The sequence below is a fragment of the Bradyrhizobium sp. SMVTL-02 genome (assembly GCF_051853005.1).
Classification (GTDB): domain Bacteria; phylum Pseudomonadota; class Alphaproteobacteria; order Rhizobiales; family Xanthobacteraceae; genus Bradyrhizobium.
In genome coordinates this window covers 5,924,766-5,951,362 of sequence record NZ_CP182469.1, presented here as the reverse complement: position 1 = coordinate 5,951,362, position 26,597 = coordinate 5,924,766, and the positions used below count along the sequence as shown (strand labels likewise).

Here is a 26,597-nt window from a genome sequence, read left to right as displayed (position 1 = left end):
TTTTGGTTCTTGAAGAAAGGTGAGACGATGGATGCGACGTTCGTTTCAGCAGCCGCGGCCTTAGGCGGGGCCTCGATCGGCGGAGCGATGTCCTTTCTCGGCTCCTGGATTGTTCAGCGGCGCGAGGTTCGCGCCCGATGGCTGGTCCAGGACAGGCTGCGCCGCCAGGACCTCTACAAGGAATTCATTGAAATCGCCTCCAAGTGCTTCGCGGATGCGCTCCAGCACGATAAACCCGATGTCGGCTCACTGACCGTTCTATACGAGAAGATAAGCCGCATGCGTGTTATGTCCTCGCCTGAAGTTCTTTCGGCTGCCGAACATGTGCTTGCTCGGGTCATAGATACGCTTTTCGAGCCGGCGGTTGCGGTTACGAATGTAAAGGTTCGGGAGCTGTTCGAGTCAAAAAAGGGCGATATTCTTCGCAACTTCAGCGAAGCATGTCGCGACGAATTCGAGGCGCTCCGGAGTCAGCAACTTCGCACGTGCTCGGACCGGCGATCGCGCGCTTTCTGAACGATCCGGCGATTGTTGAACTGATGCTCAACCCTGATGGCCGGCTGTGGGTCGGCCGACTAGCGAATCCTCTGACGGACACAGGACAAATGATGTCCGCTCCCGATGGAGTGCGCATCTATCGCGCCATTCCGACAAGAGCGAAACCAATTGCAGGTTCAATGCTGGTTAAACCGTACACTTGTCGGAATGGTCGTTGATTCTGCTGGCAATTCATGCGCCTCTTAATCAGCGGGTCCCAGGTTCGAGCCCTGGTGCGCCCACCATTAAAATCAAGCACTTACGGCTGATGGCGCGAGCCATTCCGACAAACCGGGGCATCGGCTGTACAGCGCCGCGCGGCAATCACCCGCGAACGGACATCGTTCCGGTTCGGCGCGAATCCCCCGACCAAATCGCTTCGATCACTCAGGTCCTCGACTAAGCGAGCCAGCGCTTGCGACGCTTGTAGTGCTTCACATCGCGGAATGATTTTCGCTTGTCACCAGCGACGCCAAGGTAGAACTCCTTGACGTCCTCATTTGCAGCGAGCGTCCGTCCCTCGCCGTCCATCACCACGCGACCATTTTCGAGGATATAGCCGTGGCTCGCGTATTTTAGCGCCATATGGGTGTTCTGCTCGGCGAGAAGAAAGGAGACGCCTTCCTTAATGTTGAGATCCTTCACGATCTCGAAGATTTCTTCGACGATCTGCGGCGCGAGGCCCATCGAGGGCTCATCGAGCAGGATCATCTTGGGGCGCGACATCAGCGCACGTCCGATCACGCACATCTGCTGTTCGCCGCCCGACGTATAGCCGGCGATCGAACCTCGCCGCTCCCTGAGACGGGGGAAATAGGCATAGACTCGCTCCAGATCCTGCGTGATCGCCAACTTGCCGTCTCTGCGCGTGAAAGCGCCGGTCAGGAGATTTTCTTCGACCGTAAGATGAGGGAAGGCACGCCGCCCCTCCATCACCTGAATGCAGCCGCGCCGCACCAGATCGTTTGGCGACAGGGACTGGACCTCGACGCCGTCGAACAAGATCGAGCCCTTGGTGACCTCGCCGCGCTCTGCATGCAGCAGATTGGAAATCGCCTTCAGCGCCGTGGTCTTGCCGGCACCATTGGCGCCGAGAAGCGCGACAATGCCGCCCCGAGGGACCGCCAGCGATACGCCCTTCAACACGAGGATGATGTGATCGTAGACAACCTCGATATTGTTGACGGACAGAACCGGAGCTGCCTCTTCCGTCGCCGTGGCAACGACCTTGGAAATTGACACGCGCAAACCTTTCCAAGCAGGGTGGCCGGAATCCGGGAGCCAAAGCCTGCTCCCGGATCGCTCACATGCCTCAGCTTTCCTTCGCGCAATCGCGCGGCGGGATCTTCTTGTCCGCGGCATACTTCGCGGAAACGTCGGCGACGAGCGGGTCGATGAGCGATTCGTCAGCCGTGTACCAGTCGGAGATCACCTTCCAGGTCTTGCCATCCCACTGCTGTACGCGCCCGTCACGCGTGCCCTCGTGGTCGGAGCAGGAGATCCTGATCGGCTTCAACATTCCCTCAAAGCCGAGCTCTTTGATGCGTGCATCAGAGAGATTGAGATTCTCGAGGCCCCAACGGACCTGCTCACCCTTCAGCGGCTTGTGGCCGAACTTCTCCTGCGCCTTGCGGATCGCCTCCACGCCGAGCATGGCATTAACCACGCCACGGTTGTAGAGAACTTCGCCGACCTTGCCAGGTTCTGTTGAACCCTTACCCTTGGCGTAGACGTATTTCGCTATGTCAGCGTGCACGGGAAACTTACCTGCGCCATGCTGCAGCATCAGCGACTTGTAGCCTGTGGCCTGATCGCCTGCGGGCGTGACATCCGGCTCTGCACCCGACCACCAGACACCGATCATCTTGTCGCGCGGATAAGCAACGGCCGCCGCTTCCTTGACTGCCGTGCTGTTCATGACGCCCCAGCCCCAGACCAGGACATAGTCCGGCCGGTTCTGGCGGATCGCCAGCCATTGCGATTTCTGTTCGACGCCGGGGTGCGTCACGGGGATCGGAGTAAACTCAAAACCGTACTTCTTTGCCAACACGTGCAGCATCGGGATCGGCTCCTTGCCGTACGGGCTGTCGTGATACAGCAGCGAGATCTTCTTGCCTTTGAGCTTATCGAACCCACCGAGCTCATTGGCGACGTGCTGGATCGCGATATCGGCCGCGGACCAGTAGGTGCCGAGCAATGGGAAGTTGTACGCGAACACCGCACCGTTCTTTGAGTCGGCACGGCCGTACCCCATCGTGATGATCGGGATCTTGTCCGCCTCCGTCTTTTCGGTGAGGGCGAAGGTGATGCCGGTCGACAGCGGATTGATGAAGGCCGCGCCGGTCGGCCCCTTGCCCTTGAGACGCTCATAACACTCGACGCCCTTGTCGGTGGCGTAACCGGTCTCGCATTCCTCGACCAGGAGTTTGACGCCGTTGATGCCGCCGTCGCGCTCGTTGATCAGGGTGTAGTAGTCGGCAACGCCGTTCGCATATGGGGCGCCATTCACAGCGTACGGTCCTGTCCGGTAGGACAGAATCGGGACGAACTGCTCGTTTTGCGCTGCAGCCGGTGCGGTGAACGCCGCGCCCGACAGGGCGGCCACCACCAGTATCAATACATTCCGTGCAGTACTTGCCATCTTGATATCCTCCTCCTTTGAGCCCCTCTTTTTCCGTCCGGGGGATTTGTTTCCTGCCTCTTCAGCCAGCGTCGCCATCTGCGTGGCGATCCAGGCGCGATCGCTCCTTCAATAGGGAAACGGCCAAAGTCTCAGCTTCTCCTTGCCAATCGTTATCAGCCGGGCGAAGCCCTGGGGCTCTTTGATGAGAAGATAGCAGATCAGCGATCCGAAGATGATGAACTCGAGATGAGTGATCGTTTGCGTCGACAGTGGCACGCCGAGCTCGGTTGGAATCAGATTTAGCATGATCGGCACGATGAGGATGAAGGCCGCCCCGACGAACGAACCCATTATCGATCCGAGCCCGCCGATGATGACCATGAACAGAAGCTGCAGTGAACGGTCGATCGAGAACGCAAGCGGCTCCCATGAGCCCAGGTAGACGAACGCCCAAAGCGCCCCCGCCACGCCGACGATGTACGAAGAGACGGCGAAAGCCGTGAGCTTTGCATAGAGCGGCCGGATACCGATTAGCTCGGCGGCGATATCCATGTCGCGGATCGCCATCCATTGTCTGCCAAGATTTCCGCGAACGAGATTCTTCGCCAAAACCGCTATCACGGTCACGAAGAGCAGGCACAGCAGATAGCGCTCGACCGGCGTGCGAACGACCAGACCGAAGAAATCCAGCTCCGGCGCATTGACTGATCCCGACGGGGCGTAGTTGGTGAACCACGGGATCCGGAGGAAAGCCCAATCGAAGAAGAACTGCGCCGCGAGCGTTGCTACTGCCAGGTAGAGGCCCTTGATCCGCAGACTGGGAATGCCGAACAGGATTCCGACCCCCGCCGCGATGAGCCCGCCAAGCAGAATGGATGCCAGCACGGGCAACGGCGGGATCGAGATCGCGAACCCAAACCAGGCAAGCGGGATATGAACACCTACTGCCAGCTTGTAGGCGGAATAGGCGCCGATGGCCATGAATGCGCCGCTGCCCAGCGAGATTTGGCCGCAATACCCGACGAGAACGTTCGTGCCGATCGCCGCGAGCGACAGGATTAGGAAGGGCAGCAAGATGGCCCACAGCAGATAGTCGCTGCCGAACGGCCAGATATGGAGGGTCGCCAACAACGGCACGCCAATGAACGCGAGACCAAGCAAGATCGCCAGCGCAATACGGTCCTGACGGATCGGGAAGATCGCCATGTCCTCTGCGTAGGTCGTCTTGAACTGGCCAGCCTCGCGATAAAGCACAACGAACTCCTCATCTCAGACGCGTTCGATGATCCTCTCGCCGAATAGCCCTTGCGGCCGCACGAGCAGCACCGTTAACGCCAGCACGTAGGCAAACCAATATTCGATGCCGCCGCCGATGGACGGCCCCAAATACACCTCGGCAATCTTCTCACCCGCCCCTACAATGAGCCCGCCGATGATGGCTCCCGGAATGGAGGTGAGGCCCCCGATGATCAGAACCGGCAGAGCCTTAAGCGCGAGGAAGGTGATGGAGAACTGCACGCCGAGTTTGGTACCCCACACGGTCGCCGCGACCAGCGCAACGAGACCGGCAACGAGCCAGACCACGAACCAGATCCAACTGATCGGAATACCGACTGAATGCGCGGCCAAATGGTCGTCGGCCACCGCTCTGAGTGCGCGACCGGTCTTGGTGCGCTGGAAGAAGATCGCGAGGCCGGCGACCAGGATGCCGGCGATCAACGCGCCCCAGACATCCAGCTTGTTGATCAGAATTCCACCCGGGAAGAGATCCTCGAGCACAAACCAGGCGTCCGTCGGGAACAGCCGCAACGGGTAGACATCCGACCCGAAGATCATCTCCGACGCGCCCTCGATGACGAATGTCACGCCGATCGTGGACATGAACAGCGTGAGCCCGTCCTGGTTGACGAGAGGTCCGATCACGAACCGCTCGATCAGCCAAGCCGTTGCCGCCATGATCACTGCGGCACAGCCGATGCCGAGGACGATCGCAGCCCAAAGAGGAAAGCCGCTGGCAACCAGGAGATCGAGGGTGCGAACCAGTGCGAGCCCTGCCAGCAATACCATTGCGCCCTGCGCATAATTGAACACACCGGATGCCTTGAAGATCAGCACAAAGCCGAGCGCGACCAGCGAATAGAGCACGCCGGACAACAATCCGCCGATCAGAACTTCCAGAAATTGGCCCAATGCGATCACGAACGCTCCTCAATGTGCAACGCCAAGATAGGCTTCGATGACGGCTTGGCTGTTTTTTACCTCGTCGGGCGTGCCGTCGGCGATCTTGACGCCGTGATCGAGCACCGCCACCCGATCCGAGAGATCCATAACCACGGCCATATCGTGTTCGATCAGCGCGATCGTCGTGCCGTATTGGTTGTTCACGTCGACGATGAACCGCGACATGTCCTCCTTTTCCTCAAGGTTCATGCCCGCCATCGGCTCATCGAGGAGAAGAAGGTCGGGCTCCATCGCGAGAGCGCGACCAAGTTCGACGCGTTTCTGCAGGCCGTATGGCAAACGCGCAACCGGCACCCTGCGGATCGCCTCGATCTCCAGGAAGTCGATGATCTGCTCGACCCGGTGCCGATGCTCGAGTTCCTCTGCCCGCGCAGGACCGTAGCGCAGCATTTGCCAGAACAGGCCCCGGCGCACCTTTAGCGTGCGGCCGGCCATGATGTTGTCGAGCGCGCTCATTCCCTTGAACAGGGCGACATTTTGAAAGGTGCGCGCGATGCCGCCGCGGGCTGCCTCGAAGGGTTGCATTTCGGCCCGGGTGCGCCCCTTGAAGGTGATGGCGCCATGATGAGGATGATAGAAGCCGTTGATGACGTTGAGCATCGAGGTCTTGCCGGCGCCGTTGGGGCCGATGATCGCGCGAATTTCGCCCTTTCTGATGTTGAACGAAACGTCTGTCAGCGCTTTAACGCCGCCGAAGGCCAGCGATACGCCTTCGACCTGCAGCAGGATTTCGTTGGTATCCGGCGCTCTCATGCGGCCTTCCCCAGAGAATCCGCAGAACCAATTGCTTGCGTGTCGCGAATCTTGACCCGCGCCGCGATCGTGCCCTTGCGGCCATCCTCAAAAGTGACCTCAATGGAAATGTCGGCTTCGTGCGAGCCGTTGTAGAGCGCCGTGACCAGCGGTGCATAGCGTTCGGCAATGAACCGGCGGCGCACCTTCTGCGTACGGGTCAATTCGCCGTCGTCGGCGTCGAGCTCCTTGTGCAAAATAAGAAAGCGGCGGATCTGCGCCCCCGCCAGCACCTTTTCCCTGGCAAGAGATCGGTTCACCTCGGCGATATCTTTCGCCACCATATCATAGACCAGCGGATGCGCGGCGAGCTCCTGATAGGAACCGTAGGCGATGTTGTTGCGTTCGGCCCAATTCGCCACAGCGGTCGGGTCGATATTGAGCATGGCGCAAACGAACTCCCTGGAGTCGCCGAAAGTGACCGCTTCCTTGATGTTAGGAAAGAACTTCAACTTGTTCTCAAGATACTTCGGCGCAAACATCGTGCCGTCGGCCAGCCGGCCGACGTCCTTCGCACGATCGGTGATCTTCAGATGTCCGGTTTTCTCGTCGAAGAAGCCCGCATCGCCGGTCTTCACGTAACCGTCGGAAGTCATGACCTCCGCGGTCTTCGCTGGATCCTTGAAATATCCAATGAACATGCCGGGCGAGCGGAACTGCACTTCGCCCGATTCCGTAATCCGGATGTCGACGTTCGGCGCTGCCGGACCAACCGTATCGGAGTAAATCTCACCATCCGGCTGGCACGTCACATAGAGGAACGCCTCGGTCTGCCCGTAGAGTTGCTTCAGGTTCAGGCCGATCGAGCGGTAGAACGCGAACAGATCCGGACCGATGGCTTCGCCGGCAGTATAGGCGACGCGAACGCGGGACAGGCCAAGGACGTTCTTGAGCGGCTCGTAGACCAGCAAGCGCCCAAGCGCGTAGAGCAGCCGGCCTGACAGCGGCACCGGATTCCCGCTCACGATCTGTTCGCCATATCGGCGCGCAATGCCGAGAAAGTAGTTGAACATCCGCCGCTTGATGGGCGCAGCGTCCTCCATGCGGATCATGACCCGCGTCAGCATGGCCTCGAAACCGCGCGGCGGGGCGAAGTAGAAGGTCGGCCCGATCTCACGCCTATCCTGCTCGATCGTTTCGCCGCTCTCGGGACACGCCATGCAGAAACCAGCGACAAGGCCTTGCACATAGTTGAGGTAATGATCGCCAACCCAGGCCAGCGGCAGATAGGCGAACACTACGTCGTGGTCGGTCAGTCTGTCGAACCTGGTGGTATCTGTCGCCGCATCAATGCAGCCTCGCGTCGACAATACAACGCCCTTCGATGTGCCGGTCGTTCCAGAAGTATAGAGGATGACCGCAATGTCAGAGTCGTCGCCTTGGCGGATGAATTCATCAATCTGGCCACCAAGCGCTGCGTCGGCCGCAAGCGCTGCGCAGCCGTCTTCGACAACGTTGTGAATTGCGATCAATCGGCTGTGATCGTAGTCGTCAAGGCCGCGCGGCTCGTCATAGAAGATCTTCCGCAGAGCCGGCACTCGGTCGGATACCGAGAGGATCTTATCGACCTGCTCCTGATCTTGTGCTGCCGCAAACATTGCCTCGGCGTGAGCGAGAACAAAAGCAAGTTCGTCAGCCACCGCATCCGAATAAACCGGAACCGGAATCGCTCGCAGCGCCTGCGCTGCCATGATGGTCCAGTAGAGTTTCGGCCGATTGGAGCCAACGACAGCGACCTTGTCTCCTTGCCGCACGCCAAGTCGATACAGGCCCGCGGCGTAAGCACGTACGATTGCGGCCACCTCGGCCCAGGTCCAGGTCTGCCAGATGCCAAGATCCTTGTGCCGAAACGCCGGACGCGTGCCGAACCGTGCTGCATTTCGCAGGAGCAATTTGGGGAACGTATCGAACGATCCACCACAGGCCATGTCGGTCTCGATCCAAAAAACCGGCGCGTTGGTTCGCGCCTGCTTATGGTGATTCCGCGCCCTTTTCGGGAAGCAGCCATGCGAATGTCCGCATGTTCCAACATTACAACGGATCAAAAGTCCTACAAGCCCTCGTTTGCCGCGCCAGGTCGTCATGGCGGCAGACGCGGTGGCATTGGGATGCCGGTCGCTAATACCGATGCGGTTCAGACGCCCAAACTCAAACGTCCAGATTTATGTTGCGCTGCGATGGAGCCCGCTCTTCGCGCCTCTTAATCAGCGGGTCCCAGGTTCAGCCCTGGTCGCCCACCACCCTTAAACGATTGGCCCGCAGGGGCTTTTTTAAATTTGGCGGCAGCGCAAAGCGGGTCTCGTGCGACGCTTTTGATGGTCCTACGGCACGGCGTGCAACGCGTCGGATAAGCGTGTCATCAGGTGCGGGCGATCGTCGATGGCTGAGCCTGCGCGTTCACGGATGCGCCAGTGCCGAAGCGCTCGGGTCGTTGTACGAATGAGTTGAAACACAGAACGCGTGGTTGGCGGCGCGGAGCGCAGGCAATATCGCTGGTCGCAAGGGACGCCATCGCGTCGATCGGATTCACTTCTTCAGCTTAAGGCGTGACCGGCTAATCCGTAGACCCACGGCTCGTTTTCCTTTCGGTTCAGGAATTGACGTCCTTTGGACATGGTTGTGACTGTGTCGTTCATGGCGAGGCGGCTCTGTTGAAGAAACTCGGCAAACAGGCCCGTCTGCTCCCGCGTATCGATGCGGACGAATTTTCCCGCGAGGTCCCTTTGATGCACGGCCGTAAGATGGATCGCGTCACAATCGTTGCTGGTGACGATGGGGCCGATCACATGACCGCGCCCAAATTCGCGCTTCATCGAATAACCGACGGTCTCTCCGCCGCGGCGCAGGACGCAAATTGACGCGCCTTCGCAAAGCAATGCCAGCAGCCTCTGACGGTTGGTGCCGAACGCGCGTTCATCCAGTGCTGCGATCTCTTCGATATTCTCGCTGGACAGCGAGCTCAATTCGCCGTCCAGAGCCGGCACCGGCGGGGGCGGCGACACGAACTCGCCCTGCCACTGATACACGGTGGCTTCCTTCGTGAAGCCCAGCGAAAGATACATGTGATATGCGGCATCGGTCGAGTTGAGGCTCAAATTGCGGTCGCCGCACCGCTCGAACACCTGTTCCATGAGCCAGCGGCCAGTACCCTGAGCCTGGGTTCGGGGCGATGTGATCACCAGGCCGATGGTTGCGAATTCGCGGCCATGTGGGAACCACATCGCGCTGCCGAAGACGCGTCCAATGCCATCAACGGCTACGATGCCGTGACCTGCGCGGCGTAGGAAATCCCAATCCTTGGGCCGATGGGGCCAGCCAACCCCGGTCGAGAGGGCGTGGAGCAGCGTCACATCAATGTCGTTGATGTCTTTCGCGGTCAGTTCAAAGGACTTCACGCGTACCGTTCGTCCCATCTCGACTCGTCCATTCCTTCGGGGGATGCCAATCTCTCGCACATCGCGCCTTTTTCCTCCCACCACGATAGGGCAGCAGGCGTATTTCGCCGCACTATCGCACGGAATCCCAGCAGGTTTCCCCTGTTTGGGCCTTCATTTCGAAATCTTCGGCCTGTCTTGCAGTTTGATTCGGCAGGGAAAGCTCCGGCTCGCAGCTACCCTCTCGAATGTTCGGCAAGCTGCGCAGGAAAGATTGGGCGGCGGGAATGCTCAAGAAGATCTTGCGAGGCTAGTCGCTTTTCCGGGCGTCGTCGACGCGCCAAGCCAGGCAGAGGCGTGCACCGATGGCATTTCCTGGCTTTGTTGGGATCTGGCGCACGATCGAGACCGTGCGAAAGATCTACGTCTGCCATTATGACTGAGGCGAGGCCGAGGGCAGAGCCGGCGCTGGAATATTCGACTTACGAGGCACCATCTGACGAGATTCAGAGCGGCCAGGCACTTCGTGATCAACGAAAAATGCGGCGTGCGGGCGTGTACTGCTCGCATGAGACGGCTTCGTCCCGCCACTCGCAAATCCAGGCAGTGACGGCGGAGTCGAGCCCGAGGCAAGGAGCAAGGCCATGATTGCATTGAAGGAGAAGGATCTGTTTCGGCAGCAAGCGCTGATCGGCGGTACCTGGCGGGATGCGAGCACGAAGGCGGTTGTTGATGTCATCGATCCCGCGAGCCAGAGCGTGCTTGGTACCATCCCCCACATGGGTCGAGACGAGACCAGGGCAGCAATCGAGGCCGCCGCCGCTGCGTTCAAGCACTGGAAGGCAAAGACTCATGCAGAGCGTGCCGTACTGCTCGAGCGCTGGTATGAGCTCATGCGGCATCATGAGCAAGATTTGGCGCTTCTACTGACGCTGGAACAGGGCAAGCCGCTTGCTGAATCGCTCGGCGAAATCCGTTATGGGGCGTCCTTCGTCAAATGGTTTGCAGAAGAGGCACGGCGGATCAACGGATCGACGATCCCGTCACCGACCGTCGACCGCCGTATCCTGGTGCTGAAAGAGCCGGCGGGCGTCTGCGGGATCATCACGCCCTGGAATTTCCCGAACGCGATGATTACCCGCAAAGTGGCACCCGCGCTGGCTGCCGGCTGCACTGTGGTCATCAAGCCCTCCGAATTCACGCCCTTTTCGGCCCTCGCCATCGCTGTTTTGGCCGAGCGGGCGGGAATTCCCGCGGGCGTGATCAACATCGTGACGGGCATGCCGGCGGACATTGGAAAGGAGCTGATGGCCAACGAAACCGTTCGCAAGATCTCGTTTACCGGATCGACCCGCGTCGGCGCCTTGTTGATGAAAGGTGCTGCTGACAACATCAAGCGGCTGAGCCTCGAGCTCGGCGGCAACGCGCCGTTCATCGTTTTTGACGATGCCGATATCGACCGGGCGGTCGAGGGGGCGATTGCGTCAAAATTCCGCAATGGCGGGCAGACATGCGTCTGCTGCAATCGCATTCTCGTTCAATCCGGCATTTACGACGCCTTCGCCCAGAAGCTTGCCGGCCGGGTCGCGAAAATGAAGGTCGGTCCCGGCACGGAGGACGGCGTGGCGATAGGGCCGATGATCAATGGCGCCGCGATCGAGAAGATCAAGCGGCACGTCGTGGACGCCCTGGACAAGGGCGCAAAGATCATCGCGGAGAGTGACGCGGTGCCGGAAGGTCGGCAATATGCCCGACCTCTCGTGCTCGGCGGCGCGACGACCGAGATGCTCCTGGCTTCAGAGGAGACCTTCGGGCCGGTCGCACCGCTCTTTCGGTTCGAGACCGAGGACGAGGCGATTGCGATAGCAAATGGCACGCCCTTCGGCCTTGCCGCCTATTTCTTCACTGAGAGCCTGAGGCGCTCCTGGCGCGTTGCCGAGGCGCTCGAGTTCGGCATGGTCGGCCTGAACACCGGCCTGATCTCGACCGAGGTGGCGCCTTTCGGCGGCATCAAGCAGTCGGGCCTCGGACGCGAGGGATCCCAGCTCGGGATAGAAGAATATCTCGAGACGAAGGCGCTCCACGTGGGCGGGCTGGACTGAGCGGTCCATCGGATCGGCATCGGAAGCAAGAGAGGGGGCGGTCGAACCGCCCCCTCTTTCCTTCACATCACACCAATCCATCGAAGCTTCGAAGAAATGAAGCGCAGCGAGAGGACCAGAACCAATCGCTCTCACGCGGTTTTGCGCATCGGCTCCAGGCCGACCGCCGCGGCGAGCCCGTCGATGCCAGCGACCTCGGTGTATTCATAGAAGGGGTTCGCGGGCTCGTGACCGCGGTTCACCCAGACCTTGCTCTTGATGCCGAGGTCGTAGGCGGTCATCAGGTCGTAGCGGAAGGAAGAGGAGACGTGGGTGATATCGTCCGGGCCGCAGCCCAGCTTGTCCAGCATATACTCGAAGCCCTTCATCTGCGGCTTGTAGGCGCCGGTCTCCTCCGCCGTGATGACCATGTGGAAGGGAGCGCCAAGCTTCTCCACATTCGACATGATGAGGTTCTTCATTGAGTTCGACAGGATGACCAGCGGAATCTCCCTGGCGACCTTGGCCAGGCCTGCCGGAACGTCGGGATGTGGACCCCAAGTGTGGATCTCCTCATTGATGCGCTGGGCATGCTCCGGCCGAAATACGATACCGTTTCGTTTGCATGCGCGCTCCAGCGCATTGTGCACGACCTCGAAGTACGGCTTCCACGCGCCGAGAACCTCGTCCAGGCGATAGGCAGAAAAGTCCTTGATGAGCTTTGCCATAGCCGTTGGCGAAAGCTCGGCGCCATAAACTCTCCTCGCCGCGCCCGCCATGTCGAAATTCGTCAGCGTGCCGTAGCAGTCGAAGGTGACGTATTTGGGTCTGAACGTCGCCATGGCTCGAATCCTTCTTCAATCCTCTCGCACCGCTTCCCGGCACGACAAGCATCATAACGGGCAGCCGACCAGAGAAAGCACCGCTATCGCGGCGGTCGGGAGCAGATTGTGTCGTATCGGATCGGAGCTATGGCAGAGAGTTGCGCAAACAAGTCGAGCGCCGGCGCCGCCCAATGCCGGCACAAGATGCCGCGTCAATCGTCAATGAAAGTCAAAACGCCTTCCGCCGGTGTCCTGCCTGGGAGCAAGTGCCGTCTTCGGCAGCTTACATTGAGCCCGAAAGCATCGGGGTGGTCGCCCAAGCATTGCGGTTGATCTGGAGGACGACATGTTGAGCAACTCGCTGATTGAACTCGATCGGGCGCATCTCGTTCACCCGGTCTCATCCTATCGCAGCCACGAGACGGCAGGCGTCCGTGTGCTGAAGTCAGCGAAGGGCGCGACGCTGACCGATGTCTCGGGACGTCAATTGCTCGACGGTTTTGCGGGTCTGTGGTGTGTCAATGCCGGCTACGGACAGGACAGCATCGTCGAAGCGGCCACGAGGCAGTTGCGCGAACTTCCCTATGCGACGGGTTATTTCGGGTTGGGCTCCGACCCGGCCATCCGGCTGGCCGCCAGGCTGGCTGAATTGGCGCCTGGTGACCTGAACCATGTTTATTTCACGTTAGGTGGCTCCGACGCGATCGACAGCACGATCCGGTTCATTTCGTACTACCATCATGCCAGGGGGACGCCACAGCAGGACCGGTTCATTTCGGTCGAGTATGGCTACCATGGATCGTCGACTGCAGGGGCCGGCTTGACCGCGCTGCCGGCCTTTCATGCGGGCTTCGGAGTGCCATACAACTGGCAGCACAAAATACCGTCGCATTACGCCTATCGCAATCCGGTCGGTTCCCACCCCCAGGCTATCATCGCGGCGTCGGTCGCCGCTCTGCGGGCCAAGATCGCCGAGCTCGGCGCCGAACGCGTCGCGGCCTTCTATGTCGAGCCGGTACAGGGATCGGGAGGCGTCCTCGTGCCGCCGCCATGCTGGCTGAAGGCCATGCACGCTGTTTGCAAGGAGCACGACATTCTGTTCGTTGTCGATGAGGTCATCACCGGCTTTGGCCGTGTCGGTCCGCTGTTCGCCTGTGAAGAGGATGACGTCGTGCCGGATCTCATGACCACGGCAAAGGGCTTGACGTCGGGCTATGTGCCGATGGGGGCCGTTCTGATGTCCGACCGCGTCTACAACACGATTGCCGATGGTGCCGGCGAGTCTGCCGTCGGCCACGGCTACACCTATTCCGCACATCCCGTCAGCGCAGCCGTCGGGCTTGCATGCCTTGATCTTTACGAAAACGGTTTACTGGAAAACGGTCGGAAGGCGGGACACCGCCTGATGGAAGGTCTTCGCGCGCTGGCCGATCATCCGCTTGTCGGCGATGTCCGCGGTCGCGGCATGCTGGCTGCAATCGAGCTCGTCACTGATAAGGAGCGCAGGACGCCCCTGCCGGCGGAAGCCGATCCAGCACGCCGTATTTTCGACCGCGCATGGGACAACGGCCTCGTCATCCGCGCCTTTGCCCAGGGCGTGCTGGGCTACGCGCCGCCGCTCTGCTGCACGGATGCGGATATCGACGGCATCATCGAACGGACGAGGACCACGCTCGACCAGACGCTGCAAGACAGGGACGTCCGCGCAGCGATGAGAGGATAATTGACGCGCCTGTCTGTCAGTTATTGAATATGCTTTCGAGCGGCAGATGGGATTTCACGATCGGGGACTTCAGCACCACGAAACTGAAATACTTGTCGATGCCGATATCCATCTCGACCAGCCGTTCCATGACGGCCTGGTATTCGCTGATCCCAGCCGTGATGAACTTGACGAGATAGTCGTACCCGCCCGAAACAAGGTGGCATTCGACGACGGAATCGATCTTTTCAATGGTCGTGAGGAAGCGGGCGAAATCGATCTGCCGGTGATTCTTCAGGGTGATTTCAGCGAAGACGGTTAGCGTTTGTCCGAGCTTGGCAACATCGATCTGGGCGGAATAGCCGGTGATGAAGCCCTCCGTCTGGAGCCTTTTGACGCGCATCAGGCACGGGCTCGGAGAAAGGTTGATCAGCTCTGCGAGCTCGACGTTGGAAATCCGGCCGTTCTTCTGCAGTTCGCATAAAATCCTGATGTCGATCTTATCGAGCTTCATAGCAATGCCATCAGATCCGGGCGATTACGGCGTCAATGCTTCGAGACTTCATCGTCATATGCATCTCATAGCATCAACCAGCATCTTTTCCCACCGGGGGCGGGAACTGCAATTAGAACTCGCTGACCTTGCCCCAGGCGCTCATTGTCAGCCGCTCCGGCCTGTAGGGGCGCGGGTCGACGATCGGCGGACTACCCGTGATGATGTCAGCGATCATATGACCCGCGCCTGGGCCAATTCCAAAACCGTGGCCGCTGAATCCCGCCGCAAGGATGAACCCTGGAATCGACTCAACTTCACCGATTGCTGGAATGCCGTCCGGCGTGCTGTCGATGTAGCCGGCCCAAACATTTGAGATTTCGACTTGCTCAAGTTCCGGCACGAGCTTGCAAGCTCGTCGATGCGTCGCGCGAATCTGCCTCATGTCAGGACGAGGATCTAGCGTCCGGTTCAGCTCCATCGGGGTCACCTCATCGAGCCCCCATTTCCCCAGGGTTTCATGGCCCTGTCGCAGGCCCTCGAAAGCCCCAGGGCTGAGACTTCGCCAGCGGCGGGCGAACATGGGCAGGAATTCGCGGCCGAACCTGAACTGCTGCGGCGTCGGATCGACTCGCGCGCGCCCGCTGATAGCGAGCGTGTATCCGCCATTGCCGCGCCGCGTGAGCGAGACGAGCCCGGTGTAAAGGGCATCGGGCAGGCCGGCGGCGCCAGGGGCCAGAGCGAGAATGGACTGGCGTACCGATGCCTGAGGGAAGCGAATTCCCAGCTGGTTGCAGAACGACGAAGCCCATGCACCTCCTGCCATGACCGCCGTCTTCGTCCGGATCGTGCCCGCCTCGGTCACCACTCCGCTGACCCGGCCGGCGCTGAGTTCTATGCCGCGAGCCGCGCAAAGCTGGTGCACGGTGCCACCCGCCGCCATGATCCCGCGCGCGGCGACGGGCACGGCCTTTGAAGTATCTGCCGTCCCGTCAGTCGGCGAGAAGACGCCGCCTTTCCACTTGCGACCGGTCGCCTTGCCTCGGTCGTTCGCTTCTTCCGCACTCAGCATGTGCGTCTTGACGCCCACGGTCCTGGCGAGGTCTCGCCACTTTGCCCAGCCCGCCAGCTCATTCTCGTCGTTCGACAGATACAAAAGCCCGCAGCGGCGAAAACCCGTATCTTCACCGGTCTCTCCAGCAACCCTTTCCCAGAGATCCAGGCTCCTGGTCGCAAGCGGTAGCTCGCGCGCATCGCGGTTCTGTTGGCGGCACCATCCCCAGTTGCGGCTGGACTGCTCGGCGGCGACGCGGCCCTTTTCAAGCAACGCAACCTTGAGGCCGCGACGAGCGAGATAGTAGCTTGTGAACACGCCCACGACGCCGCCGCCGATGACCACGACGTCTGCCTCACGAGGTAGGGATGGACTGGATTCGATATGCAGGAGCGGCGCGCTCATCGGACAGGAATCTCCGGTGGTTGCCGTAACGTAACCGAGGAATTTCGGCAGCTCCCCGCGGACTTTCGTCGTGTGGCCGAACATCCTGCGGTTTACCGCCTTCGACACAGGCTATTATTGCGAAAATACTTTGCCTGCACCGCATTTGCAGGCGCCGAGACCGACGGACGCGCTCCCGCAATCCCTTGCGCTCTCTCCTGGCTGGGCGCCGCCGCGGGCCTCGCGGCGCAGACTGAAATGCCAAATCGGACTTCGTTTTCAGAAGTTCATGCTGCTTCGATGCCGGCTTTCGGCGACTCCGGGGTGATCGACATCGTCAAGATCGGCAGAACCAGCCGATCGATGGCCGAAGTCCAAAGAGGCAACTTGCATGAGCCTTATCCAGGGGCGGGCCTTCGCGGAAAGCGATCAAGCCATGACGGGGGTGACATCCGAGCTTCGCTTCGATCGAGGTGGCCGATCAGGCCGGTGGCGCGCTCTGAGCATCAGCTGCTGCTTCTTGCGCGAACAGGCCTGAATCATGTCGCAGCCTCCAACGAAGGAATGGCAAGTTGAGCGCCGAATTATTGACCTGTCCAAGAAGCGTATCGACGCAAAGGGCCGAAGGCGCGGCCGGCAGCAGGGTGACCGTGCTCGGTTGAGAGGGGAGGATGTTCCTATGGCCTCTGGCATCGACGTGGCAACTCCCACGGATGTGGCGCTCTCGGTGCGCGAACTGACCGTAAGTCTGCCGATGGGAATGGAGCGGGCCTACGCCGTCGAGAACGTCTCCTTCGATCTGAAACGTGGACAGATTCTCTGTATCATCGGGGAATCCGGATCGGGCAAGTCGGTCACCGCCAACGCGATCATGGGGCTTTTGCCGAAGGCGATCCGGGTCTCCTCGGGTGCGATCCACCTGGACGGGATGAACATCGTAGGTTTCTCGCCCGACAAGCTCCGCAGCCTGCGCGGCCGCGTCGTTTCAATGATCTTTCAAGACCCTCTCTCGGCGCTCAACCCGCTGATGACCGTGGGCGCGCAGATCGAGGAGGTGATGGCTGCGCACGACGTTGGAACGCCGGCCTCCCGTCGCAGCAGGGCGATTGACCTGTTGATCGAAGTGGGTCTGCCCGATCCGCAGCTGATGTATCACCAATATCCATTCCGGCTTTCGGGCGGACAGCGGCAGCGCGTGATGATCGCCATGGCTCTGGCTCTAGAGCCCGCGATCCTGATCGCGGACGAGCCGACCACCGCCCTGGACGTGACGACCCAGGCGCAGATCCTCAAGTTGATCCGCGACATTCAGCGCCGGAAGGGGATGAGCGTCATGTTCATCACCCATGACTTCGGCGTCGTGGCCGAGATCGCCGACTACGTTGTGGTGATGGAGAAAGGCCATTGCGTGGAGCAGGGCGGTGCCGAGCAGGTGCTGAAGTCGCCCAGCCATCTCTATACGCGCCGCCTGATCGCAGCCGTCCCGCACCTGACCGGCAAAAACCGTGTGGCCCTGGAAGCTGCTGACCCACTCGCCATTCTCAAGGTCGAATGCCTCGCAAAAACCTATCGCAGCGGCAGCGCGCTTTTCCGCACGCAGCGCATCGTGCCTGCGGTCAATGGGGTCAGCTTCGACCTCACGTCGGGCCGCACGCTCGGCGTCGTCGGGGAGAGCGGTTCGGGCAAGTCGTCGCTCGGTCGGCTGCTGATCAAGCTCATGGAGTGCGACAGCGGCTCGATTCTGTTCGAAGGGCGCGACATCGCCGGGCTTTCCGAGGCCGAGTTTCGATCGCTGCGGCCCAAGATCCAGATGATCTTCCAGGATCCCTTTGCCTCGCTGAATCCGCGATCGACGGTCGGACATATTCTCACGGTCGGTCCAGTCGCACATGGGGTGCCCTACGGCGAGGCTTGTGGGCGGGCGCGGGAGCTTCTGTCCCACGTCGGCCTCGATTCAGGAGCCTTCGATCGCTATCCCCACGAGTTCTCCGGCGGGCAGCGCCAGCGCATCGGGATCGCGCGGGCGCTGATGTTGAAGCCAAAGCTGCTGATTGCCGACGAGGCGGTCTCTGCGCTCGACGTCTCGATCCAGGCCCAAATCCTCAAGCTGCTGGATCAAATTCAGCGCGAGACGGGCGTCTCGATGATCTTCATCACCCATGATCTGCGCGTCGCAAGCCAGATCTGCGATGAAATTGCCGTCATGCATCGAGGACAGATCGTTGAACGCGGACCGCCGTCTCAGATCTTCCTCGACCCGAAATCCAGCTACACGCGCGAACTGGTGGCAGCGATCCCCGGAGAGCAGCCCGGGGAAATGCCCCAAGATGAAAGCCGCGCCGGACACCACAGGCAAGGAGAGAAGTTATGACCGAGCGTTCTGCGACGACATCGAACTACTCGCGGCGCGATGCCCTGCGCATGGTGGCAATTGGCGGAAGTGCCGGCCTCTTCGCGCCCAATCTCCTGGGCAAGCCGGCCTTGGCGCGCACCTCTTCGGCAAAGCCAACCGGCCGCGTGATCGTCGGACTTGGACAGGAGCCGACCGTCTTCAATCCGCTGATGGTCCACATCGAAGTCGACGATGGCGTGCATTTCTCGGTTTTTGACGCGCTCTTCCGCATCGATCCTCAGGGCGTCATTCAGCCCAACCTTGCATTGGAAGTGCCGAACCAGAAGAACGGCGGTATTTCGGAAGACGGTCTCAAATGGCGCATTCGGTTGCGTGACGATGTCCGCTGGCACGACGGCAAGCCTTTCAGCGCCGAGGACGTGAAGTTCACGCTCGAACTGATCACGAACCCCAACTTCCGGAGTTGGCGCACGTCCGGCCATGCTCTCGTGCGCGACATCACGGTGGTCTCCCCCACGGAGATCTCGTGGCGAATGGAAGAGGCCTTTGCGCCGTATTTGTCGTTCCTGACCGAAACCTTCATCGTGCCCAAGCACATCCTGGAGAAAGAGGCCAATCCGAACAACGCCGCCTTCAACCAGGCGCCGGTCGGCACCGGCCCGTTCAAGTGGGGCAAGCGGGTTGCTGGTGATCATCTCGAACTCGTGGCCAACACCGAATACTTCGGTGAAGGCCCTCATATCGAGCGGCTGGTCTTCAAATACATTCCCGATCTGACCGTCCTCTACACCCAGTTCAGGAGCGGCGACATCGATCTCGTGGGTCAGCCCTACATCACGCCCGATCACTATGGCGAAGCCAAGACCCTGCCGAACCGCGTGGTGACGCTGGTCCCCAGGGCCTCGTTCGAATCCTTCTACCTGAACCTCGAGCGCCCGCAGTTCAAGGAACTTGCGGTCCGCGAGGCGCTTTATGCGGCGATCGACAAGGAGGCGATCATCCAGGGGCTCTACTACGGCGTGCCGACGCCGACGGAGACCTTTATGCCGCGGCAGTCCTTCTTCTTCAACGCCAATCTGCCGCTGCACCAATTCGACCTGAATCGCGCGCGCAAGATCCTCGATCAGGCCGGCTGGGCGACCGGAGGCGACGGCATTCGCACCAAGAATGGCGTCCGTCTGTCCTTTACCAATTCGACAACGTCCGGCGATCCCCTCCGCGAACAGGTGCAGCAATTCCTTCAGCAGACCTTTGCTCAGCTGGGCGTCGAGATGAAGATATCGAACTTGCCCGCCGCCGTGATGTGGGGCGAGTTCTGGATGCAATCGCAATTCGATTCCGTGATCGTCGGCAGCTCGTACCTGATCGGCGCCGATCCGGATGTCACCAATCGCCTTCACTCGCGTTCGATCGGAGTGAAGGGCGGTCGCGGCTCGAACAATGCGCAGTATGCAAATCCGGAGGTCGACGCCCTGCTCGACAAGGGCGCGCGCACCTTCGATCCTGAAGCCCGGCGCGCGATCTACTCTCGCGTCCAGGAACTTGTTCGTGGCGACCTGCCCTTCCTTCCGTTGTACCAGAGCAATGCGGTCGAAGGTCTCAAGAAAGGGATCAACGGCTTCGTGCCGAACGGCAATACGCGCACGGAATCCTGGAATGCGCTGGCCTGGTACTGGGCGAGCTGATGTCCGTCCGCCGGACCTGGAAGGACGGCGAACGCCATAGTCACGCTACCGGAGGTCTCGGATGTCTGCCTTCCTGCTCAATCGCCTCTCGCAGAGCATCGTGCTGCTGGTGATCGTCTCGATCATCGGCTTCACGGTTCTCAACCTCATGCCGGGCGGTCATCTCGCGCAATTCGGTCTCGATCCCGGCATGACGCAGAAGGACGTCGAGCGACTTGCAGCGCAGCTGGGGCTAAACCGGCCGCTTTGGATTCAGTATCTGGACTGGGCCTGGCGACTGATCCGGGGCGACTGGGGACACTCTTTCCGCGATGGCTCTGCGGTGCTGGCGGTGATTGGCCGACATCTGTCGGCGACGCTTCTGCTGATGGGCACATCCACTGCATTGGCAATCGCGGCCGGCACTTGGATCGGCGTCCGCGGTGCCACGCACCGCTATTCCCTGTTCGACTATTGCGCGACTGTCGGTGCCATGGTCGCACTGTCGGTGCCGACCTTCTGGTCCGGCCTCATCGGCATCTACACCTTCACGCTGAAGCTCGGCTGGGTTCCTGCAGGCAACATGTACACGATCGGCGATGGCTCGGTGCTGGATTATCTGCACCATCTGATCCTGCCGAGCCTGGTGCTGTCACTGGTTCATGTCGCGATCTGGAGCCGCTACATGCGAACGGCGACGCTCGACGCGCTGAGCCAGGACTTCATCAAGACCGCCCGCGCCAAGGGTGTGAGCGAGCGACGCATCCTGCTGAAGCATGTCGTCGGCAATGCGCTGTTGCCGATGATCACCCTGGCCGGGATGCAGTTGCCCAGCATTCTGACCGGCGCATTGGTGACGGAGACGGTCTTCACCTGGCCGGGAATGGGGCGGCTGTTTCTCGACAGCCTCGGCTACAGTGACTATCCGATGGTGATGGGGCTGTTGATCTTCTCGGCCATCCTGGTCGTGCTGGGCAATCTGATCGCAGACATCGTCATCGCCACCGTCGACCCGCGCATTCGCCTGGGCTGAGCCCGCCGGCTCACCTATGTTACCAGGAGGCAGCAGATATGACCGCCATCGTCGTGCACGCAGCTCCAACTCGCTGGTGGCACAGCCGTGCGGTGGCGCGCTTCATGCGCCATCATCTGGCACTTGCCGGGATCGCGATGATCACCGTGCTTGTGCTGGCGTGCGCCATCGGCCCCTATGCGTTGCCGTACGACGCGCTCCAGATCGATCTGCGCGCCCGCTTTGCGCCACCTCTCAGCGGTCACCACTATTTCGGCACCGACCCTCTCGGACGTGACTTGGCCGCACGGCTATTGATGGCAGGGCGCGTGTCGCTGCTGGTGGGATTCTCCGCGATGCTGCTGTCGACGCTGATCGGCACCCTGGTCGGCGTGACGGCGGGCTATCGCGGCGGCTGGGTCGGGGCAGCGCTGATGCGCACTGTGGACGGCTTCCTTTCGTACCCCTCCATCTTCCTCGTGCTGGCGCTGGCCGCAGTGCTGCGGCCGAGCCCGGTGATGATCACCGTCATCATTGCCGTCACGAGCTGGATGGAGACCGCCAGAATCCTCGAGGCCGAGGTCCGCTCGCTGCGCGAGCGCGAGTTTGTCCAGGCTGCACGCATGGTGGGGCTGAGCCGCCGGCACATCGTGTTCCGCGAGATCCTGCCCAATGCCATGGGCCCAATCATCGTCGCCGCAAGCCTGGCGGTCGCCCGCGCGATTCTTCTGGAAGCCTATATCAGCTTCCTCGGCTACGGCATCCAGCCGCCGTTGCCGAGCTGGGGCAACATGCTCAACGGCGCCCAGCAATATCTGGCGAGCGCTCCATGGCTCGCCATCATTCCCGGCGCCGCGATTACGATTGCGGTGACGAGCTTCAATTTCATCGGCGATGGCCTGCGAGATGCCCTCGACGTTCGGAACGACCACATCTGATCAGTCCGAGCCAAGCCTCGGCTGAACGCGACGAGACATAGGAGAAGCTAAGGCCATGCATGATCATGACGCGCCGCCTGGCGGTCGCCGAGTTCAGGACCGGATTCGAGATCATGCGGGCGGGCACCTGCGGCAAGATCGTGCTGGACTGGAAGGCTGAGTGAGCCTGCTCTGAGGGCCCGCTCGAAGCGGTTTGTTGGGCGGCGGCTCCTGACAGCAGATTGGCCGCTCCCGGGCACCTTCAATGGAATTCTATGCCGAACTTTGCTGCGGTCCGATCGCGTAATGCTGTCGGGCGCAACGTACGCTGCAGGTGCGGGGATCGTCAGATGGCTGCGCCCCGCCACTGGCAATCAGGCCGGCACCGCGACCAAGAGACGACCCATGATGACGAGCGCGGCTTACCGAACCGGCGAACGCAACAATGAGGCCGCGGTGCTGCTTCCATTCGCCAGAGCGCACCTGGAGGGCGCCCTGAAGCTCTCGCAGGAGATGGGTTGGCCCTACCGGATCGAGGATTGGGACGTCGCGCTGCAGTTGGGCCATGGCTTCGTTCTACAGCGCGCCGGAGTGGTGATCGGGACAGCGGCGTGGTGGCCATATGGCGCGACCCATGCTTCCGCCGGGATGATCATCGTCGCGAAGGCGGCTCAGGGCCGCGGCTATGGGGCGCGGCTCATGGATGCGTTGCTGGCGTCGGCACTTCCGCGGACCATCGCACTGAATTCGACGGCCGAAGGCATCGCCCTTTACGGGCGCCGCGGCTTCGTGCCGATCGGGGTCATCCACCAGCATCAGGGAATTCCGAGCGAAGCCCGCGAGGCGCCGCGCTCGGGCCGCGTCGGGTCAATGGCTGCATCGGATTTCGAGGCAATGGTGCGGCTCGATCGCGAGGCCACCGGTTGGGAAAGGCACCGGATGCTGGATCGGCTCGTCCAGAGCGGGGATGGCTATGTCCTGCACCGTGACGGCATGCCCCGCGGTTACGCCATCTCCCGGCTTTTCGGCCGCGGGCATGTCATCGGCCCAGTCGTTGCCGAAAGCCCGGCCGACGCGCGCGCGCTGATCGAGGCTGCGCTCGTACGCCTCGGGCCTCGCTTCGTTCGCATCGACACCTCCGCCACGTCGCAGCTCGGAGCGTGGCTCGAACGCATCGGTCTGCACCAGGTCAGCCACGCCACCACCATGATCTTGGGCGCGCCGACACCATCGACCGGGCCGGCGCGCAGCTTCGCGATCGCCAACCAGTCGTTCGGCTAGGAGGCATCGAAGTGCTGCGGCAGGATATTCACGGACCGGATACCCAGAAGGGCGAAAGCGCCGGAACGGCGAGCACGTTGGCAACACCGGCCCTCCTGCTCGCGGGAGGCCGGCTGGATCGCAATCTCGACCGTCTGTGGGTTGACCAGGGCTATGGTCTGGTCTGCGATCTCTCCGGCAGGGTTTATCCGGACTTGATCGTCGCGCAGGCAAGCCAGGAGCACGGCATCCTCGCGATGAGATCGGGATCGACGCAAGCTTTGCCGCATCTTTCGATCGGCGCGAAAGTCAGGATCCAGCCTAATCAGGCCTGCGCGACGGCATCGCAACACGATCTGTACAACGTCGTCTGCGCCGGCAGCGACGTAATCGAAGCGCAATGGCCGCGGATGCGCGGCTGTTAGTTCAACCGATGTGGGTTGCCGCGATGTGCGAAGCCCAGCGGTCATGAGTGGAGCTCTTGGAGCCGGGTATGAAGCTTGCGTCCTATTGGCTGGATACATCGGGGCCGTTCACGGCGGCCGCGGCAGGGCCGCTGCAGGGAAGCTGCGACGTCGCAGTGATTGGGGGCGGCCTGACCGGCTCCTCCGCCGCGCTGGCGCTCGCCAAGAAGGGCGCGCGCGTGGTGCTGCTCGAAGCCGAGACGATCGGGCACGCGGCGTCCGGCCGCAACGGCGGGATGTGCAACAACGGGTTCGCCCAGGACTACGGCACGCTCTCGGCCAGGCTCGGTAAGGACACTGCCGACCGGCTCTACCGGGCCTTCGACGCCGGCGTCGACACGGTCGAACGTCTTGTGACCGAAGAGAAGATCGACTGCAGCTTCGCGCGCGTCGGCAAGATCAAGCTCGCGGCGAGGCCGGAGCATTATGACAAGCTGGCGCGCAGCCAGGAATTGCTCGCCGCCAATGTTGATCCGGATACGGAGATGGTGAGCCGTGCTGGCCTCGCCGGCGAAGTGGGCTCGCAGCGTTATTATGGCGGGCTCATCTACCGCAAGAGCGCCGGCATGCATGTCGGGCGCTTCGTTCGCGGCCTCGCGGAAGCCGCGGCGCGGCGCGGCGTCGAGATCCACGAGCATACGCCGATGATGGGCCTGCGGCCGATCGCCGGAGGCGGACACGAGATCGAGACATCCAAAGGTCGGCTACGGGCCTCGCAGGTTCTGCTTGCGAGCGGCATCTCGCAAACCGGACCGCTGGGTTGGATTCGACGCCGGATCGTTCCAGTCGGTGCTTTCCTGATCGTCACCGAGCCCCTGCCGCTCGCGACGCTCGATCGACTTCTGCCAAGCCGCCGAATGGCGGTGGATACGAAGAATCTGGTCAACTACTTCCGAACGACGCCCGACAACCGGCTGCTGTTCGGCGGACGCGCGCGCTTCGCCATCTCCAATCCGACATCAGACGAGAAGAGCGGCGCCATCCTGCAGGCGGCGCTGCACGACGTGTTTCCCGAGCTTCGCCGCGTGCGCGTCGATTACTGCTGGGGCGGAATGGTCGACATGACGCGCGACCGGCTGCCGCGCGCCGGCGAACGCAACGGTATCTACTATTCCATGGGCTATAGCGGCCACGGCACCCAGATGTCGACCCTGATGGGGACGATCATGGCTGAGGTCATGGACGGCCGCGCCGATCTCAATCCGTGGAAGGACTTCGCCTGGCCCGCCATTCCCGGCCATCTCGGTCCGCCCTGGTTCCTTCCGCTGGTCGGCGCCTACTATCGCATCAAGGATCGCTTCCAATGACCTCGCCCGTTCGATACCTGGCGGAAGCCGGCTTCCTCGGCAAATTCTACATCGATGGAGAATGGCGCAAGCCGGTCGGCTCGGCCACGGCGAGCGTCGTCAATCCGGCGACCGAGCAGCGGATCGCAGACGTCGCTCTCGGCAATGACGAGGATGTCGACAGTGCGGTCGCAGCTGCGAGAAAAGCCTTCGGCAGCTGGTCCCTTACGCCATCTGCTGAGAGGGCGGCGCTGCTCGACAGGGTTCACGGTTTGCTCCTGGAGCGGCTGGAACTGTTCGCACAGGCCCTCACGTGCGAGATGGGAGCCGCCATCACCTACGCGCGCCGCGCCCAGGTGCCGCTGGCCGCCGAACATATCCGTGTCGCCCGGGACAATCTCGCGACTTATCCCTTCATCACCGCGCGCGGCCGCACCGCGATCCTACGCGAGGCAATCGGCGTCTGCGGCCTCATCACCCCCTGGAACTGGCCTCTCTACCAGATCACCGCCAAAGTGGGCCCCGCGATAGCAGCCGGCTGCACGGTGGTGTTGAAGCCGAGTGAATTGTCGCCGCTGAGCGCCTTGCTGTTCGCCGAGCTGATGGACGCTGCCGGCTGCCCGCCCGGCGTGTTCAATCTCGTCAACGGGACCGGCGCGATCGTCGGCGCCGCTCTGGCGTCGCATCCAGAGGTCGACATGATCTCGATCACCGGCTCGACGCGCGCCGGCGTTCTCGTCGCGCAAGCGGCGGCGCCCACCGTCAAGCGCGTTGCCCAGGAGCTCGGCGGCAAGTCGCCGAACATCATCTTGCCGGACACCGATCTCGGCCGTGCTGTTCCGCTCGGCGTCGGCGCCGCCTTCCGCAATCTCGGCCAATCCTGCAGCGCGCCGACGCGCATGCTCGTGCCCCGCTCACGGATGGGGGAGGTCGAGATCCTGGCGGCCGCCGCCGCTTCTGAGCTGGTGGTCGGCAATCCGCTTGCGGAAAACACGACCCATGGTCCGATTGCGAACCATCCACAGTTCGAGCGGGTTCAGGCCATGATCCGCGTGGGCCTGGAGGAACGCGCCAAGCTCGTCATCGGCGGGCCCGGGCGGCCGACCGACCTTCGGATCGGCTTCTATGCGCGGCCGACCATCTTCTCGAACGTCCGTCGCGACATGAGGATCGCGCAGGAGGAAATCTTCGGCCCGGTGCTGTCGATCATTCCCTACGACACCGCGGACGAGGCGATTGCCATCGCCAACGACACCGTCTACGGCCTCGGCGCCCATGTGCAGGGCACTGATATTGAGACGGTGCGCGCAGTCGCCCGTCAGATAAGGTCGGGTCAAGTTCATCTCAACCATCCCGACTGGGACCCCAACGCACCCTTTGGCGGATACAAGCGCTCCGGCAACGGCCGCGAATATGGCATCGAGGGCATGGAGGAGTATCTCGAGACCAAGGCTGCCCTTGGATTTTATCGCTGAAAGCTGCGGAAACATCTGCTTAGCACCGCCCGAAACTGTCGATGCGGTCTGCGCCGTGATC

21 protein-coding genes and 2 pseudogenes are annotated in these 26,597 nt (G+C 61.6%); 13 read left to right on the top strand and 10 right to left on the bottom strand.

Features of this window, described 5'->3' with window-relative positions:
- The first annotated feature begins 27 nt into the window (after positions 1-27).
- Complete coding sequence (locus tag ACNJYB_RS28505; protein ID WP_439369863.1) at positions 28-516, top strand: hypothetical protein; 489 nt, start codon at positions 28-30, stop codon at positions 514-516.
- Positions 441-647, top strand: a pseudogene (locus ACNJYB_RS28500) (P-type conjugative transfer ATPase TrbB); the annotation flags it as partial. The gene ACNJYB_RS28505 and the pseudogene ACNJYB_RS28500, both read left to right, overlap by 76 nt.
- A gap of 289 nt (positions 648-936) precedes the next feature.
- Here the strand turns inward: ACNJYB_RS28500 and ACNJYB_RS28495 are convergent.
- From ACNJYB_RS28495 to ACNJYB_RS28465, 7 genes are all read right to left on the bottom strand, one after another.
- Positions 937-1,779, bottom strand: coding sequence for an ABC transporter ATP-binding protein (locus tag ACNJYB_RS28495; RefSeq protein WP_439369862.1), 843 nt, complete (start codon positions 1,777-1,779; stop codon positions 937-939).
- 70 nt (positions 1,780-1,849) lie between these two features.
- Positions 1,850-3,256, bottom strand: coding sequence for an ABC transporter substrate-binding protein (locus ACNJYB_RS28490; protein WP_439369861.1), 1,407 nt, complete (start codon positions 3,254-3,256; stop codon positions 1,850-1,852).
- 30 nt (positions 3,257-3,286) lie between these two features.
- Positions 3,287-4,414 carry a branched-chain amino acid ABC transporter permease gene (locus ACNJYB_RS28485; RefSeq protein WP_439369860.1) on the bottom strand — a complete coding sequence of 376 codons (1,128 nt, stop codon included), beginning with the start codon at positions 4,412-4,414 and terminating at the stop codon, positions 3,287-3,289.
- Positions 4,415-4,429: 15 nt separating this feature from the next.
- Entirely contained in the window at positions 4,430-5,359 is a 930-nt protein-coding gene (locus ACNJYB_RS28480) for a branched-chain amino acid ABC transporter permease (protein ID WP_439369858.1), read from the bottom strand.
- A gap of 9 nt (positions 5,360-5,368) precedes the next feature.
- Positions 5,369-6,154 carry an ABC transporter ATP-binding protein gene (locus ACNJYB_RS28475; protein WP_439369857.1) on the bottom strand — a complete coding sequence of 262 codons (786 nt, stop codon included), beginning with the start codon at positions 6,152-6,154 and terminating at the stop codon, positions 5,369-5,371.
- A complete protein-coding gene (locus ACNJYB_RS28470; RefSeq protein ID WP_439369856.1) occupies positions 6,151-8,121 on the bottom strand; it encodes an AMP-binding protein in 1,971 nt (656 codons plus the stop codon). The genes ACNJYB_RS28475 and ACNJYB_RS28470 overlap by 4 nt, the downstream gene beginning before the upstream one ends.
- A gap of 606 nt (positions 8,122-8,727) precedes the next feature.
- Positions 8,728-9,606 carry a GNAT family N-acetyltransferase gene (locus ACNJYB_RS28465; protein ID WP_439369855.1) on the bottom strand — a complete coding sequence of 293 codons (879 nt, stop codon included), beginning with the start codon at positions 9,604-9,606 and terminating at the stop codon, positions 8,728-8,730.
- 335 nt (positions 9,607-9,941) lie between these two features.
- Here ACNJYB_RS28465 and ACNJYB_RS28460 point away from each other — a divergent pair.
- Together ACNJYB_RS28460 and ACNJYB_RS28455 are read left to right on the top strand one after the other, a co-directional pair.
- Positions 9,942-10,010: pseudogene (locus ACNJYB_RS28460) on the top strand (cupin domain-containing protein); the annotation flags it as partial.
- Positions 10,011-10,211: 201 nt separating this feature from the next.
- Positions 10,212-11,669: an NAD-dependent succinate-semialdehyde dehydrogenase gene (locus ACNJYB_RS28455; RefSeq protein ID WP_439369854.1), complete on the top strand. Its 1,458-nt coding sequence runs from the start codon at positions 10,212-10,214 to the stop codon at positions 11,667-11,669.
- Positions 11,670-11,800: 131 nt separating this feature from the next.
- On the opposite strand, the gene ACNJYB_RS28450 is transcribed toward ACNJYB_RS28455, so the two are convergent.
- A complete protein-coding gene (locus tag ACNJYB_RS28450) occupies positions 11,801-12,490 on the bottom strand; it encodes a haloacid dehalogenase type II (RefSeq protein WP_439369853.1) in 690 nt (229 codons plus the stop codon).
- 328 nt (positions 12,491-12,818) lie between these two features.
- On the opposite strand from ACNJYB_RS28450, the gene ACNJYB_RS28445 reads away from it, so the two are divergent.
- Positions 12,819-14,195, top strand: a complete 1,377-nt coding sequence (locus tag ACNJYB_RS28445; RefSeq protein ID WP_439369852.1) for an aspartate aminotransferase family protein — start codon at positions 12,819-12,821, stop codon at positions 14,193-14,195.
- A gap of 16 nt (positions 14,196-14,211) precedes the next feature.
- Here ACNJYB_RS28445 and ACNJYB_RS28440 read toward each other — a convergent pair whose 3' ends face one another.
- Positions 14,212-14,688 (bottom strand): Lrp/AsnC family transcriptional regulator, encoded by a 477-nt coding sequence (locus tag ACNJYB_RS28440; RefSeq protein ID WP_260375977.1) that lies wholly within the window; start codon positions 14,686-14,688, stop codon positions 14,212-14,214.
- Positions 14,689-14,800: 112 nt separating this feature from the next.
- A complete protein-coding gene (locus ACNJYB_RS28435) occupies positions 14,801-16,126 on the bottom strand; it encodes an NAD(P)/FAD-dependent oxidoreductase (RefSeq protein WP_439369851.1) in 1,326 nt (441 codons plus the stop codon).
- 658 nt (positions 16,127-16,784) lie between these two features.
- On the opposite strand from ACNJYB_RS28435, the gene ACNJYB_RS28430 reads away from it, so the two are divergent.
- The 8 genes from ACNJYB_RS28430 to ACNJYB_RS28395 all read left to right on the top strand — a co-directional run bounded on the left by ACNJYB_RS28430 (position 16,785) and on the right by ACNJYB_RS28395 (position 26,536).
- A complete protein-coding gene (locus tag ACNJYB_RS28430; protein ID WP_439369850.1) occupies positions 16,785-18,476 on the top strand; it encodes an ABC transporter ATP-binding protein in 1,692 nt (563 codons plus the stop codon).
- Positions 18,473-20,143: a peptide ABC transporter substrate-binding protein gene (locus ACNJYB_RS28425; RefSeq protein WP_439369849.1), complete on the top strand. Its 1,671-nt coding sequence runs from the start codon at positions 18,473-18,475 to the stop codon at positions 20,141-20,143. Before ACNJYB_RS28430 ends, ACNJYB_RS28425 begins: the two co-directional genes overlap by 4 nt.
- Positions 20,144-20,204: 61 nt before the next feature.
- Positions 20,205-21,155 (top strand): ABC transporter permease, encoded by a 951-nt coding sequence (locus ACNJYB_RS28420; protein WP_439369848.1) that lies wholly within the window; start codon positions 20,205-20,207, stop codon positions 21,153-21,155.
- Between the two features lie 38 nt (positions 21,156-21,193).
- The gene (locus tag ACNJYB_RS28415; RefSeq protein ID WP_439369847.1) at positions 21,194-22,072 is read left to right on the top strand and encodes an ABC transporter permease; all 879 of its coding nucleotides are present in this window, start codon (positions 21,194-21,196) and stop codon (positions 22,070-22,072) included.
- A 384-nt stretch (positions 22,073-22,456) separates the two neighbouring features.
- The gene (locus tag ACNJYB_RS28410; protein ID WP_439369845.1) at positions 22,457-23,332 is read left to right on the top strand and encodes a GNAT family N-acetyltransferase; all 876 of its coding nucleotides are present in this window, start codon (positions 22,457-22,459) and stop codon (positions 23,330-23,332) included.
- Between the two features lie 11 nt (positions 23,333-23,343).
- Positions 23,344-23,736 (top strand): hypothetical protein, encoded by a 393-nt coding sequence (locus tag ACNJYB_RS28405; protein WP_439369844.1) that lies wholly within the window; start codon positions 23,344-23,346, stop codon positions 23,734-23,736.
- Positions 23,737-23,804: 68 nt separating this feature from the next.
- Positions 23,805-25,082 carry an NAD(P)/FAD-dependent oxidoreductase gene (locus tag ACNJYB_RS28400; protein ID WP_439369843.1) on the top strand — a complete coding sequence of 426 codons (1,278 nt, stop codon included), beginning with the start codon at positions 23,805-23,807 and terminating at the stop codon, positions 25,080-25,082.
- Positions 25,079-26,536 (top strand): aldehyde dehydrogenase family protein, encoded by a 1,458-nt coding sequence (locus ACNJYB_RS28395; protein ID WP_439369842.1) that lies wholly within the window; start codon positions 25,079-25,081, stop codon positions 26,534-26,536. Before ACNJYB_RS28400 ends, ACNJYB_RS28395 begins: the two co-directional genes overlap by 4 nt.
- Positions 26,537-26,597 lie beyond the last annotated feature (61 nt).

What these genes read in the sequence shown, in the direction of transcription:
- ACNJYB_RS28505 (WP_439369863.1), top strand. Translation starts at nt 28, where the DNA reads ATGGATGCGACGTTCGTTTCAGCAGCCGCGGCCTTAGGCGGGGCCTCG.
- ACNJYB_RS28490 (WP_439369861.1), bottom strand. Translation starts at nt 3,256, where the DNA reads ATGGCGACGCTGGCTGAAGAGGCAGGAAACAAATCCCCCGGACGGAAA.
- ACNJYB_RS28475 (WP_439369857.1), bottom strand. Translation starts at nt 6,154, where the DNA reads ATGAGAGCGCCGGATACCAACGAAATCCTGCTGCAGGTCGAAGGCGTA.
- ACNJYB_RS28470 (WP_439369856.1), bottom strand. Translation starts at nt 8,121, where the DNA reads ATGGCCTGTGGTGGATCGTTCGATACGTTCCCCAAATTGCTCCTGCGA.
- ACNJYB_RS28465 (WP_439369855.1), bottom strand. Translation starts at nt 9,606, where the DNA reads ATGGGACGAACGGTACGCGTGAAGTCCTTTGAACTGACCGCGAAAGAC.
- ACNJYB_RS28455 (WP_439369854.1), top strand. Translation starts at nt 10,212, where the DNA reads ATGATTGCATTGAAGGAGAAGGATCTGTTTCGGCAGCAAGCGCTGATC.
- ACNJYB_RS28450 (WP_439369853.1), bottom strand. Translation starts at nt 12,490, where the DNA reads ATGGCGACGTTCAGACCCAAATACGTCACCTTCGACTGCTACGGCACG.
- ACNJYB_RS28445 (WP_439369852.1), top strand. Translation starts at nt 12,819, where the DNA reads ATGTTGAGCAACTCGCTGATTGAACTCGATCGGGCGCATCTCGTTCAC.
- ACNJYB_RS28440 (WP_260375977.1), bottom strand. Translation starts at nt 14,688, where the DNA reads ATGAAGCTCGATAAGATCGACATCAGGATTTTATGCGAACTGCAGAAG.
- ACNJYB_RS28435 (WP_439369851.1), bottom strand. Translation starts at nt 16,126, where the DNA reads ATGAGCGCGCCGCTCCTGCATATCGAATCCAGTCCATCCCTACCTCGT.
- ACNJYB_RS28430 (WP_439369850.1), top strand. Translation starts at nt 16,785, where the DNA reads ATGGCCTCTGGCATCGACGTGGCAACTCCCACGGATGTGGCGCTCTCG.
- ACNJYB_RS28425 (WP_439369849.1), top strand. Translation starts at nt 18,473, where the DNA reads ATGACCGAGCGTTCTGCGACGACATCGAACTACTCGCGGCGCGATGCC.
- ACNJYB_RS28420 (WP_439369848.1), top strand. Translation starts at nt 20,205, where the DNA reads ATGTCTGCCTTCCTGCTCAATCGCCTCTCGCAGAGCATCGTGCTGCTG.
- ACNJYB_RS28415 (WP_439369847.1), top strand. Translation starts at nt 21,194, where the DNA reads ATGACCGCCATCGTCGTGCACGCAGCTCCAACTCGCTGGTGGCACAGC.
- ACNJYB_RS28410 (WP_439369845.1), top strand. Translation starts at nt 22,457, where the DNA reads ATGATGACGAGCGCGGCTTACCGAACCGGCGAACGCAACAATGAGGCC.
- ACNJYB_RS28400 (WP_439369843.1), top strand. Translation starts at nt 23,805, where the DNA reads ATGAAGCTTGCGTCCTATTGGCTGGATACATCGGGGCCGTTCACGGCG.
- ACNJYB_RS28395 (WP_439369842.1), top strand. Translation starts at nt 25,079, where the DNA reads ATGACCTCGCCCGTTCGATACCTGGCGGAAGCCGGCTTCCTCGGCAAA.